This is a genomic window from Micromonospora sp. NPDC047548, assembly GCF_040642975.1.
Lineage (GTDB): Bacteria > Actinomycetota > Actinomycetes > Mycobacteriales > Micromonosporaceae > Micromonospora.
Map to the genome: position 1 here is coordinate 1 of NZ_JBEYTI010000085.1, position 11,989 is coordinate 11,989.

At 70.1% G+C, this 11,989-nt stretch carries 13 protein-coding genes and 1 pseudogene; 4 read left to right on the forward strand and 10 right to left on the reverse strand.

All coding sequences use genetic code 11. The annotated features are described in order from the left end of the window. Positions 1–5 precede the first annotated feature (5 nt). From ABZ807_RS32365 to ABZ807_RS32380, 4 genes are all read right to left on the reverse strand, one after another. On the reverse strand, positions 6–1,406 hold the full coding sequence (locus tag ABZ807_RS32365; RefSeq protein WP_357166655.1) for an AAA family ATPase: 1,401 nt from the start codon (positions 1,404–1,406) through the stop codon (positions 6–8). Between the two features lie 401 nt (positions 1,407–1,807). Further along, a complete protein-coding gene (locus ABZ807_RS32370; protein ID WP_357166658.1) occupies positions 1,808–1,996 on the reverse strand; it encodes a hypothetical protein in 189 nt (62 codons plus the stop codon). A 299-nt stretch (positions 1,997–2,295) separates the two neighbouring features. Further along, positions 2,296–2,883: an isochorismatase family protein gene (locus tag ABZ807_RS32375; protein ID WP_357166661.1), complete on the reverse strand. Its 588-nt coding sequence runs from the start codon at positions 2,881–2,883 to the stop codon at positions 2,296–2,298. After that, the gene (locus ABZ807_RS32380; RefSeq protein ID WP_357166664.1) at positions 2,880–4,283 is read right to left on the reverse strand and encodes an MFS transporter; all 1,404 of its coding nucleotides are present in this window, start codon (positions 4,281–4,283) and stop codon (positions 2,880–2,882) included. Before ABZ807_RS32380 ends, ABZ807_RS32375 begins: the two co-directional genes overlap by 4 nt. 111 nt (positions 4,284–4,394) lie before the next feature. Here ABZ807_RS32380 and ABZ807_RS32385 point away from each other — a divergent pair, with 111 nt between their 5' ends. Beyond that, positions 4,395–5,462 (forward strand): LysR family transcriptional regulator, encoded by a 1,068-nt coding sequence (locus ABZ807_RS32385; protein ID WP_357166667.1) that lies wholly within the window; start codon positions 4,395–4,397, stop codon positions 5,460–5,462. Here the strand turns inward: ABZ807_RS32385 and ABZ807_RS32390 are convergent. The 5 genes from ABZ807_RS32390 to ABZ807_RS32410 all read right to left on the reverse strand — a co-directional run bounded on the left by ABZ807_RS32390 (position 5,365) and on the right by ABZ807_RS32410 (position 8,875). Further along, positions 5,365–6,966: a DHA2 family efflux MFS transporter permease subunit gene (locus ABZ807_RS32390; protein ID WP_357166670.1), complete on the reverse strand. Its 1,602-nt coding sequence runs from the start codon at positions 6,964–6,966 to the stop codon at positions 5,365–5,367. The genes ABZ807_RS32385 and ABZ807_RS32390 overlap by 98 nt on opposite strands. Before the next feature lie 226 nt (positions 6,967–7,192). Beyond that, positions 7,193–7,510, reverse strand: a complete 318-nt coding sequence (locus ABZ807_RS32395; protein WP_357166677.1) for a DivIVA domain-containing protein — start codon at positions 7,508–7,510, stop codon at positions 7,193–7,195. Then, a complete protein-coding gene (locus tag ABZ807_RS32400) occupies positions 7,510–8,376 on the reverse strand; it encodes an FAD-binding oxidoreductase (RefSeq protein ID WP_357166680.1) in 867 nt (288 codons plus the stop codon). The genes ABZ807_RS32395 and ABZ807_RS32400 overlap by 1 nt, the downstream gene beginning before the upstream one ends. Further along, positions 8,373–8,654, reverse strand: coding sequence for a hypothetical protein (locus ABZ807_RS32405; RefSeq protein WP_357166683.1), 282 nt, complete (start codon positions 8,652–8,654; stop codon positions 8,373–8,375). Before ABZ807_RS32405 ends, ABZ807_RS32400 begins: the two co-directional genes overlap by 4 nt. Next, on the reverse strand, positions 8,651–8,875 hold the full coding sequence (locus tag ABZ807_RS32410; protein WP_357166686.1) for a hypothetical protein: 225 nt from the start codon (positions 8,873–8,875) through the stop codon (positions 8,651–8,653). The genes ABZ807_RS32405 and ABZ807_RS32410 overlap by 4 nt, the downstream gene beginning before the upstream one ends. A gap of 236 nt (positions 8,876–9,111) precedes the next feature. Here ABZ807_RS32410 and ABZ807_RS32415 point away from each other — a divergent pair, with 236 nt between their 5' ends. The 3 genes from ABZ807_RS32415 (at position 9,112) to ABZ807_RS32425 (ending at position 11,711) form a co-directional block, all read left to right on the forward strand. Next, the gene (locus ABZ807_RS32415) at positions 9,112–9,636 is read left to right on the forward strand and encodes a flavoprotein (protein WP_357166689.1); all 525 of its coding nucleotides are present in this window, start codon (positions 9,112–9,114) and stop codon (positions 9,634–9,636) included. Between the two features lie 216 nt (positions 9,637–9,852). After that, positions 9,853–11,178 (forward strand): hypothetical protein, encoded by a 1,326-nt coding sequence (locus ABZ807_RS32420; protein WP_357166692.1) that lies wholly within the window; start codon positions 9,853–9,855, stop codon positions 11,176–11,178. Then, complete coding sequence (locus ABZ807_RS32425; RefSeq protein WP_357166695.1) at positions 11,178–11,711, forward strand: GNAT family N-acetyltransferase; 534 nt, start codon at positions 11,178–11,180, stop codon at positions 11,709–11,711. Before ABZ807_RS32420 ends, ABZ807_RS32425 begins: the two co-directional genes overlap by 1 nt. Positions 11,712–11,872: 161 nt before the next feature. On the opposite strand, the pseudogene ABZ807_RS32430 reads toward ABZ807_RS32425, so the two are convergent. Next, positions 11,873–11,989: pseudogene (locus ABZ807_RS32430) on the reverse strand (IS5/IS1182 family transposase); the annotation flags it as partial.

An 11,989-nucleotide genomic window follows, 5' to 3' on the forward strand; every position in this document is an offset into this window, starting at 1 on the left:
GATCATCAGAAGCCGCGCTCGTCCCACAACTCCAGCCCCGTCCGGTCCTTAACCTGGACAGAACGCCTCAAGCCGGAACAACGCCGGGGCCGTGACGTCCCGCCCAGGTGCGTGAGCATCGTCTGGTTCGCGGCCCAGCCGTCCGGGAACTTGACCGGCACGTCGAGGTGCACCGACTCGGTCGACGGGTGGGCGTCCAGCAGTTCCCCGATACCCGCCCGCGCCACCACGACACAGGCGTGCCGGTGTCGTGACGCCAGCACGCACAGCCGCCCCGACTCCAGGTGGAACGCCGTCGCGTCCCGCCGCCCGGAGAGCGGATGCAGCACGACCGTCACGTCGTACTCGCGGCCCTGGAGCCGGTTGGCGGTGTCGACGGTGATGCCCGCTCCCGCCTCGCCGAGGTGCGTGCGGATGGCCGCGACCTGGTCGCGGTGCGCGGCCCCGACGGCGATCCGGTCCGCGGTGACTGGCGCGCCGGCCGGCGCGTGCTCGGACACGGCGACCGCTCCCCGCCCCAGCACCCGCAACGCGAGCGCCGCGCAGGCGGCAGCCGCCTCGCCGTCGGTGCGCAGGGTGTGCCGGGCCGGCAGCTCGTACAGCGCCCAGCCGGAGGCGGCGGCCAGCTCCACCGCCGCGTCGACCGCGTCACCCGGCCCGCCCTCACTGAAGGACAGGACGCGATCGGAAGGGCCGGTGCCGGCGCGGAACCCGGTGAACGGGTAGAACGCCGCGGCGACCACCGGCGCCGCCGACGCCGGCAGCCGCCACGACACGGGCAGGCGATGCACCGGCAGCTCGGGGTTGTGCCGCAGCAGCACCGCCACCGCCGACTGCATCGGGTCCCAGGTCAGGCCGGTCCAACGGGCGGTCTCGACGGTGGAGAACGGGTCGAGCTGGCCGGGGTCGCCGACGAACAGCGCCCGCTCGAACCTGCCGGCCACGCGCAGCAGGGCGTCCGACCGCATCTGGTACGCCTCGTCGACGATCGCCCACGGCCAGCACCCCTCGGTGACCGTGGCCCACTTCGCGGCCGTACCGATGATGACGGCCGGGCCGCCGAGGTCGGCGACCTTGGCGGCGACCCGGACCGTGTCGTGGCCCCTGACCCGCTCGGAGGGCTGGTAGTCGGCGGCGGAGAGCCGGCCGATGCGCAGCTCGGGGGCCTTGCGGGCGAGGCGGTCGATGAGGTCGTCGACCTGTTCGTTGGTCTGGGCGACGATGATCAGCGGCTCGCCGGCGGCGGCCAGCTCGACGGCAGCACGGACCACGAGAGTTGACTTGCCGGCGCCGGGTGGCGAGTCGACCACCACGCCGCGGTGCTGGCCGGAGCGCAGGTCGGCCAGCACGGCGGTGATGACCCGTTCGGCCTCGACCGCGGGCGGCACCTCCAGCCCAGCCAGCATCGACCTCACCTCCCGACAAGGGTCTCCGGGACCCTACCGGCAATCCTCCGGCCACCCGACGCCCGCTCCTGTCCCCGGCAGAGCGCCGTCGGGGCTCTGCGACGGCTGATCCCGCCCGCTGCCGCCGCCGCGCTCCGAGAATGCCGGAATCGGGCAGTGACCTGCAGGAGCGGGCATTAGCGTGGGCGTAGGCAAGGAGGTGCGGCGCCTCCGCCGAGAGACGGACCAGCGACTCGACCACCGGATGAACTGGCGGCATCACCGCGGGCTGCGGTGGGCGATCACCGCCACCGCCGGGATACTCGTCGCGAGGACCATCTACTCGCTGTTCCTGATGGTCCTCAACACCGAGCCCGGTTTCCTCCGGGTGTCGCAGTGGTGCGCGGGAGAGCCGCCCAAGGTCATACTACTGCGGGCAGGTGGAGGGCTTCGTCAAGGGCCCGCTGGTCCTGGCGCTGGGCATCGCGGTCTTCCTCTTCTGGCGGTATCTCCGGGTCCGCCGCTGGTACGACCGGAACGCCCTGCGCAATCGCCGAATGGTGATACCCACCGCCGAACGCGACATCAGCCGCATCGACGTCGTCGGTCACGGATCCGGAGAAGCTGAACTTCCACCAACTCACCCAAGCACAGTTCGAGCGCACCATCGACACCCAATTGCACGCCGCGGGCGAGGCCGACAAGGTGTGGCGGCGGCTCTGGCTGGAGCCCCCGCCTGGCGGAAGTGAACAGTGCGCCCGGGCGGGGCCGCTCGCCCGGGATCGACCTGGGCGACAGCCACGAGGCGCCAGCCGACGGGCTGATGTCGCGCGGCATCCTCGGGCGGCTGGGGTCCTCGGCTACGGAGTTCCACTTGTTCGAGTACGCGGCTTCGTGCTCGTTGGTGAAGTCACCAGGTGCGGGCCTTGGCAAGCATTTCAACGATCTCGGTGGTGGAGCCGGTCTGGCCGAGGAGAGGGAAGATCCGTTGAGTGCTGTTGCGGTGGGCCTCCAGGTCCAGGTCGGCCATGGCGTCCGTCGCGAGCGTGACGTGGTAGCCGCGTTCGTACGCGGCGCGGGCGGTGGACTCCACGCCGATGCTGGTGGTGAGCCCGGCCAGCACGATCTGTGTGACGCCGCGGCGGCGCAGTTGCAGGTCGAGATCGGTGCCGTAGAAGGCACCCCAGGTGCGCTTGGTCACGGTGATGTCGTCGGGATGACCGGCGAGGTCATCGACGATGACATCCCAGCCTTCGGGCAAGGAGCCGGGCTGGGTCGGGATCTCGCTGCGACCTGGTGCGGCATCCGATCCGTCCGCGCGGGCCGTGACCCGGACCAGGACGACCGGGGCGCGGTGTTCGTGGAAGGCGCGGGCCAGCTCGACCGCCCGGGCCACCACCTCGGGGCCGGTGTAGGGGACCATGGGAGCGCCGACGATGGCGTTCTGCAGGTCGATGATGACCAGCGCGCTGGACGGGTCAAGTGCGGTGACGGTCATGAATTGAGCCTTTCTGTATCGGCGGCTCGGCCGCGGTGTCTCACGTGTGGCTCGGGCCAGTTCGTGCTGTTGTCGCGTGGCTTTGCGTCTGTCAGCTGTTGACGGCCCCCGTACTTGGCTTCACGGGGAACCGCTGCCTGTGGTTGGGCACGGGCTGTTGCCAGCTCACGGTCTGGTACAACTCCGGGACCCGAGCGGCGGGGTAGCAGCAGTGGGCTGGTGAGGATGAGCAGTCCCGCGACCGTGATAGCCGTGCGTGGGCTGGTGGCTCCGGCGAGCAGTCCGCCGAGCGCGCTGAGGATGGCGATGGCGGCGCTGCTGCTGATCGACCAGGCCGACAGAGTACGGGCGATGCGGTCTTTGGGGGTGTGTTCCAGTCGATAGGTCGCGAGCACCGGGTTGTACAGGCTCATGCTGATGATGATCGCGAGTTCGACCGCGATCACCGTCGCGAGGCCGGCGACTCCGGGCTGGACGAAGGCGAGGCCAATCAGCCAGATTGCGCGCAGCGTGCCGACGGTACGGAGGATGCGGTGTTGGCCGTACCGGGCCACGACACGATGGGCCAGGCGGGAGCCGATGAGTCCGCCGAGGCAGGGGGCGGCGAAGGCGAGGCCGTACTGCCAGGGTGGGAATCCGAGCTCGCGAAGCAGGAGCACGGCCAGCAGCGGCTCGGTGGCCATGATCAGTCCGCCGACGAGCAGCTGGTTGAGGTAGAGCGCCCGCAGGCCGGGATGGCTCAGGAGATGCCGCCAGCCGTCGAGCAGCTCGCCGGCCCGGATCCGGTGCTTGTCGGTGCGCTGCGGGTGTTCTTCGCGGCCGCGAATCGCCGTGATGCCCAGCGCGGAGAGCAGGTAGCTGAGCGCGTCGGCCACGATGGTGGCGACCGGCCCGAACAGGCCGACCGCCGCCCCGCCCAGCGGCGGCCCGACCGCGATGGAGCTCCACGTCGTCGACTCGAACCGCGCGTTGGCCACGAGCAGGTCATCCGGCCGGACGAGGGCCTTGAGGTAGGCGCCGCTGGCGGCGTTGAAGGCGATTTTGGCGGCGGCGACCACGGCCGAGACGACCAGCAACTGCACGAAACTGAGCCGGCCGAGGGCGTACGCGATGGGGATTGTCAGCATGACCGCGAACCGGGCCAGGTCCATCGCGATCATCACCGGCCGCTTGCGGTGAAACTCCACCCACGGCCCGAGCGGCAAGGCGATCAGTGCGCCCACTGCCGGCCCCACCGCGGACAATGCGGACACCTGAGCGGGGCTGGCATCCAACACCAGCACGGCGATCAGCGGCAGGGCACCGAACCCCAGCCCGGAGCCATAGGCGCTGACCGCGTACGCCGCCCACAGCCATCCGAACCGCCGACCCAGGGATCGTCTCGCCGCCAAGCCCCACACCTCCCGCTTCGAACAACCCGCCGTTGATCGCTGTGATCAAAGCAAGGCCTGGGATAACGGATCAAACAACCGAACCGACGGCGAGCCACAACCGACCGTTGTGTGCGTAGGATGTGGTCCGTGGATCTCGACGCCGTCCGTACCTTCGTCGCCGCTGCGGATGCCGGCCAGTTCCAGGACGCCGCGGCCGCGCTGTCGATCACCCAGCAGGCCGTGTCCAAGCGCATCGCCGTGCTGGAGAAGGATTTGGAGGTACGGCTGTTCACCCGCACGGCTCGCGGCGCCCAACTCACGATCGACGGTCAGGCCTTCCTGCCCCACGCCCGGGAACTGCTCCGGGTGGAAGCGCGTGCCGACGCTTCCGTGCGCCCCGGTCGGCGCGCGCTCCGCGTCGACGTCCACAGTCGACGGATCGCGCCGGCAGTGCTGTTGCAGGACTTCCACCGTACGCATCCGCGGATCGAGCTGGATGTCGTGACCCTCGACGCCGACGTCCATGCCGCGACCGCCGCCGTCGAGGCGGGGACGATCGACGCCACCTTCCACGCCGTCACCGTTCCCGCGCGCCAACTGCCAGGCGCGATCAGGACCGCCCGCGTGATCGACGAGCACCACGAGCTCCTCGTCGGGCCACGCCACGCGCTCGCCAACGCCCGCGCCGTCACGCCCGCACAACTCGCCGAACACCGCATCTGGATGCCCGGCATGGCCGCCGGTACCGAATGGGCCAGCTACTACGACGAACTCGCCGCCGCGTTCGGCCTCACCATCGACAGGGTCGGGCCGGTCTTCGGAAACGAGGCACTGCTGGCCGAGATCGCCGACTCCGCGGAACTGGCGACGTTGGCCGGCGAACGCACGCGATATCTGTGGCCGGACAGCTACGACCTGCGGCGCATACCGGTGCGCGACCCGGCACCGGTCTACCCGATGTCACTGATCTGGCGCGACGACAACCCGCATCCCGCGCTCAGCAAACTTCGCGACTACCTCAGCTCCAGACGAGTGGACACACCCGACGAGAAGGTGTGGATGCCGAAGTGGGACCGCCGGGACGTACCCGACGGCCCCGAAGGTCGGCTCAGTGGATGGCGACGGGCGTCTGCCCCTGCTCGCTGTGCTGGTCGTCGAGCAGGTGCGACCGCTCACGCCGGCGGGGCAGGAACGCGGCCGGGATGAATGTGACCAGCACCAGCGCGAACGCCACCCAGAACGTCGTGGCGAAGGAGTTGGCGGCGAAGTCGAGCCCGCGCTCGATGAGCGACGGGTCGACCGGGAACTGCTGGGTCAGTTCCGGCCGCTGCTGGGCGGCGATGGCCAGCCCGGCCTCGGTGATCGGCTTGCCGCTCGGGTCGGTCACACCCGGGATCGGCTGGGAGCCGTTCAGCTCCTTGGTGAGGATCACCGACATCACCGCGGCGCCGACGGAGCCGCCGATCTGCTGGAGGATGTTCACCAGCGTGGAGCCGCGGGCCACCTCGGGGCCAGTGAGGCTCTTCAGCGCCGAGGTCATGATCGGCATCATCGTGCCGCCCATGCCCAGGCCCATCACGAACAGCGCGCCGCAGAGCAGCACGTACGAGGTGTTTGGGTCGACCTGGGTGAAGGTGAAGAACCCGGCGACGATCAGCACCAGCGCGAACGGCACCGTGCGGCCGACCGGCACCTTGTCGGCCAGCATGCCGGCGATCGGCATCGTGAGTACCGCACCGATGCCCTGTGGCGCCATCAGCAGGCCGGCGGCCAGCGTCGACTCGCCGCGCACCTGCAGAAAATAGCTCGGGAACAGCAGGCCGGCGCCCATGAACGCGATGATGAAGACGAACATGGTCACCGCAGCGATGGTCAGGTGACGGTTGCGGAACAGCCGCAGGTCGAGCAGCGGGTGCTGCGGCTTGAAGGAGTAGAGGACGAACGCCACCACCAGCGCGGCGCCGATCAGCATGGGGACCCACACCTCGGGGTCGGCGAACGTGCCGGCCTCGGGCAGCGAGGAGACGCCGTAGAGGAACAGGGCGAGCCCCGGCGAAAGCATCAGCATGCCAAGGAAGTCGAACGACTCCGACGGCTGGGGGTCGTCCTTCGGCAGGGCCAGCTGCGCGTAGATCAGCGCGATGACGCCGATCGGCAGGTTAATCAGGAAGATCCAGTGCCAGCTCGCCACGTCGATCAGCCAGCCGCCGAGGATCGGGCCGCCGATCGGGCCGAGCAGCATCGGGATGCCGAGGACGGCCATCAGCCGGCCGATCCGGTGCGGCCCCGCCGCCCGGGTCATGATCGTCATGCCGATCGGCATGAGCATGCCGCCGCCGATGCCCTGCAGCACGCGGTACGTGATCAACTGCCCGATGGTGTCGGCGGTGGCGCACAGACCGGACCCGATAATGAACAGCGCCAGGGCGACCATGTAGAGGCGTTTGGTGCCGAACCGGTCGGCGGCCCACCCGCTGAGCGGGATGACCGTGGCCAGCGCGAGCGTGTAGCCGGTCATTGTCCACGCGACGCGGGCGTAGGACACGTCGAACTCGTTCTGGAACCTCGGCAGCGCGACGCTGACCACCGTCACGTCGAGGATCGACATGATCGCACCGAGCACGACGACGCCGGCCACCTTGAGAACCGCGGCGTCGAGCTTGTCCGATGTTGGGCCAGGCTGCGGTGCCGCGACAGCTTGCTGTGTCAAGAAGTCTCCTGAAGTCGGATCTGACCGAACGGGTCAGCGGTGGTGGCGGCGCGGCCCCGGCCGATGGGCAGGCGCGACGTGCGGAGGGCTGACGCTCGCAGGCAGATTAACCACCGCCGCCGACACTCCGCCCTTGGTTTAGCTCCCAGCGCCTCGACTTGTGATGACGATTACGGCCGGCCCGATGGCGAGCATGACGACAACGGCAAGGGGTGGGTTGTTCCGCTCACGCGATCCCGCGTCCTGCGCCAGTGGGGGCTGGGTCGCAGGGCGGAGGCTGCGGTGGACAGGATGACGGCGGTTCGGCCAGCCGCGCGGACTGCCAGGCGCGGAGGCCGTTCTTGATGCGCTGGTTCTCGGCGAGCGCCTGGTCACGCTCGCGGATGCGGTGGTGGAGTTCGTAGGCGAGCCGGTGCAGGAGCGCGTCCACGTCGCCGGCCCGGTAGCCGCGCCGGCCGAGCGGGGTGCGGGGCAGGGCGACGGTGGCGAGCCGGTCCGGGGTGAGCGGGCCGGCGAGGGCGTTGCGGCTACGGTAGACGGCCATCACGCCTCCGGCAGTGTCGGCAGGTGACTGCGGTCGTCGGGTACGCCGGCAGCGAGCAGCCGCAGCCGGGCGCCGGCCAGCATCGCGGGCGGCCCGCAGGCGAGGACGTCCTGGCCCTGCCGGTGGTGGTTCTCCGCGATGGTGAGCGCGTCGCCGCGCTCGGTCTCCTCGGCCCAGGGGTCGTGGGAGAGGGCGGGCACGATGGTCAGCCAGTCGTGGGCGCACTGGAGCTGGTCGAGGGTGACCGCGTCGTACAGCTCGGCGAAGGTGCGGGCGCCGACGACCAGGGTCACCCGGCGGCCATCCGGGGCGGCGGCGACCTGCTCGACCAGGGCGCGCAGCGGCGCCAGCCCGGTGCCGCCGGCCACCAGCAGCAGGTCTCTCTGCCCGAGGCGCAGGCCGGTGTCGCGAGGTGGGCCGAGCCAGAGCAGCTCGCCGGGGCGTACCTCGTGGACGGGGCTGCGGGAGACGGGCCCGGCGGGGACGGCGCGGACGTGCAGCTCGATGGTGCCGTCGGGGCGCGGGGCGTTGGCCGGGGAGTACCAGCGCCAGCGGCCAGGGTGGCGCGGCGTGCAGACCGGGACGGCCTGGCCGGGCCGGTGGGGCAGGCGACGCCAGGGACGTACGGTCAGGATGGCGATGGTTTCGCACGGCCGGTCGTGGCCGATCACCTCGGCGGGCCACCAGGCCGGGCCGTCGCCGGCCCGATCCAGGCCCAGCACCGCCAGCAACGCGGCTCTTTCCGCCGGCTCGGTGGCCGTGGCGAGCTGGCGGAGCGCGGCGAGGAGCAGCGGAGCGTCCCGTTCGGGGAGCAGACCGGGCCTGCTGTCCTCCAGCGTGCCCCAGAAGTCGTCGGCGGCGCTCACGGGCCCACCGCCTTCGTCACCTGTCTGATCCGGTCGTCGGGTAGGTCGAGCGCCCAGAGCACCCCGACCAGGTAGTCGGCGATCCGCCGGTGCTGCGCCTCCGACAGGCCGAGCCCGCGCCACGCGTCCGCCGCCGGCTCCTCGTCGAGCGCGGCGGTCAGGCTCGCGGTGAGGTGCGCGGCCAGCCGGCCCAGATCAACCCCGATGAGGTACGGCGACAGCTCCGCGTCCGCCACGATCAGGCGCAGCCACCGGTTGACCACCTCTTGTGCGGTCATGCCGTGGCACCCTGGGCGAGTTGCGCCTCGGTGAGGCCGGCGGCCTCGATGGTGGCCCTCCCCCAGCGGGCCAGGCGACAGGGGTACGGGACGCGTTCGCTGCGGCACAGCTCGCCCTCCGGCCAGCTCTCCGGGGCGTGGGTGCGGAGGGCTCTCAGGGCGAGAGCGAGGTCCTCGTCGGTGACCGGGGTGAGGACGGGGAAGTCGGTCAGCGTGGCCATTGCTTGATGTGCCCCTCTGGCTCGGGTCTCGTGGAGTGGCGCCGGGGCGGGCGGGGACGGGGGTACGTTGTTCGGGTCGACGCAGCCCCGGAGCCCAGCACCCGCCCCGGGCCATGCGACGACCTTCGCCGCTGGCCAGGGGTGCTGTTATGCCCTGATGATCGTGACCGTCATACACGGCGCGTATACGGTCAGCCACCACGGCAACCGGGTGGCGCGCGGGCGACACTGCTGCCATGAGCGAATGCCGCGTGCTGCATCTGGTCGTCTGCGCTGCGCCCCCGGCGCAGCGGATCGGTGAACTCGTCGAGCTGCTGATGGAAGACGCCTGGACGGTGTGCGTCATCGCCACCCCGACCGCCGCGGCCTGGCTCGACCGGGCGGCGCTCGAAGAGCAGACCGGCTACCCCGTCCGGGTGGAGTGGCGGATGCCCGGCGACCCGGAACCACACCCGGCGGCAGACGTGCTGCTGGTCTTACCGGTCACCTTCAACACCGTGAACAAGTGGGCCACCGGAGCGAGCGACACCCTGGCCCTGGGCATCCTCAACGAGGCGCTCGGTGCCGGCCTACCGATCCACGCCTTTCCGCGCGTGAAGCCGGCGCTCGCCGCTCATCCCGCCTACGCCGCACATCTGCGGCTCCTCAGGGAGGCGGGAGTACTCGTCCACGACGGCGACTTCCTCAGACCCGACGAGGACCTGGTGCCGGCCAGGTGGACGGTCGTCATCGACACGCTGGGCCGTGCTGGGCGCCCGTGAACATTGTCGATATGCGCGCTACGTATACCGCTCCTCCACGGAGCGGATTGAATGGATAGGCTCGACTTCGGACACAGCCACCCGCGATTGGCGAGGTTGCCGGTGACACACGCGAACTGCCCACGGTGTGGGGGCCGCCTGGCTCGCGACAACGACAGCGGACGCTGCGCGCCCTGCCAGGCCGCCGACCGGGACCGGCTGAGCGCCCCGCCGGTCGTGCCGGCGAACTTCTGGGAGCACGAGCCGGTACGGCGGGCGCTGGCGGAACGGCACCTCGGGCGGGCGATCCGGGCGTACCGCTGCCATCCGTATCACGGGCGGTACGCGTTGCCGCAGACCGTGGTCGCGGGATGGCTCGGGATCACGCAGGCACAGTTGAGCCGGGTGGAGAACGGACCGCCGCTCGTGCACCTGGACCGGCTGGCGCACTGGGCACAGTTGCTCGGGATTCCGCCCTCCCGGCTCTGGTTCGCACTACCTGGCCGCGCCCCTGTCGCTCCTCTCCACGTCAAGCCTAGGAAAATCACGCACGAAGAAGGTGGCACCACGGATCGCCGACAATTCCATGCAGTCGCCGCCCTGGCCGGCATCGGGGCCAGTGGCTTCCTTGACCTGCTGTCGGCGTCGGCGGAGCCACCGCAGAGCGTCGGCATGGAACAGGTGCGGTACGCCGGCTCGCTGGTGGACGAGTTCCGCAAGGCGGATGCGGTCGTGGGCGCCGACGCGCTCTGCGATGCAGCCATCCAGGTGCATGAGCGACTGTCGGCCTGGGCGGCAAAAGCGGCCTACAGTCGCGCCGTCGGTGACGCGTTGCAGAGCGCCCTGGCGGACCTGGCAATCCAAGCGGCCTGGCTGGCTATCGACGCGGACCGGCGCGCGGAGGCTCGTCCCTTTCTCAACGAGGCGATTACCCGGGCCCGGATAGCGGATGATTCCCGGGTCGAGGTACGAGCGTTGGCCTGCCTGTCCCTGCTGCTCAGAGCGGATCGGCCTGGCGAGGCGGTGCATTGTGCCGAAGCTGCACTGCGAGCCTCGGCTGGGTGGGCGACGCCGAGGTTGAGCACGCTCCTGCACCTGCGGGCGGCCTACGCGCACGCGACGCTCATGGACAGCTTCGGCTTCGAGCGGGAAATGACCAAAGCCCGACGGGCCTTCGAAGGTGGCAGCCATCAGGATGACCTGCCATTCATCTCGTTCGTGAGCCCGCAGGAGGTCACCGGGATTCAGGGGCTCTCCTACCTGGCGCTGGATCGGCCCGGCCGCGCCGCCGAGTCCTTCCGGGCAGTCATGGCCGCGCCCTCTGCTGCCCACCGGCGGAACGGGGTGTACTACACGGTTCAGCTTGCGCGAGCGGCATGCCGGAAGGGTGACGTCGACGAGGCGGCAGGGGCGGCGATGAAGGTTCTGCCCGAGGTGGGGCGGGTGCGGTCAGGGCGAGTGTCACGGCTACTCGTTGAGGTGCGGTCGGATCTCGGGTCCTCGGCCCGCTGGGCACCACGGGCTCGGGAGTTCGTCGAGGCTTATGACGGGGCGCTGGCGTGATGGTGGAGGGATTGCAGCTGCGGCACTACAACGCCGAGGAGGCGCAGGAGCTGGTCGATCAGCTCGTGGAGGTCTACTTGGACGCGCACGCTGATGACGGGCCGCTCTACAACGAGCAGCGCTACCGGCACCAGCTTGCGCTACACATGCCGAGGGCTGGCTGGGAGCTGGTAACCACGACGATCGGTGGCGAGCTGGTCGGCTACATCTACGGGTTTCCGCTGGCAGCTGACACGCGGTGGTGGGAGGGCATCCAGGAGCCGATTCCCGCCGGCTTCACGGAGGAGAACGGGAAACGGACCTTCGCCATCAGCGAGCTAGTCGTACGGCGGGCTCGGCAGCGGCGGGGTGTAGCTCGGATGCTGCACGATGAGCTGTTGAGCAGACGGACCGAGGTCCGTTCAACCCTGCTCGTTCGCCCTAACAACACCGTCGCCTATCACGCCTACCGCTCATGGGGCTGGCGAGACATCACTCGCCTCCGGCCAGACTGGGAGGACGCGCCAACGTTCAAGGTCTTGATCAAGCCGTAATGCCGGCCGCCTCTCAAACCGCGACTCTGGACGACGCACCGCTGCATTGGCCGGTTCATCCCGTATCCTCAGCACACGCCGCCTCCTTGCTGATCATCTGAGTGCCCGCCCAGCAGGGCTCGAACCAGCGACACACGGTTTAGAGCGACCGGCAATAGGTGTTACTTGAGCCTGCGGGTGGTTGGTCGGGTGTCCCAGCGGTAGAGCGTGCGGGCACGGCGGATGAGTTGACGGATTGTGACGATGGCTGCTGCCAGGTACAGGTAGAAGTCGATGAT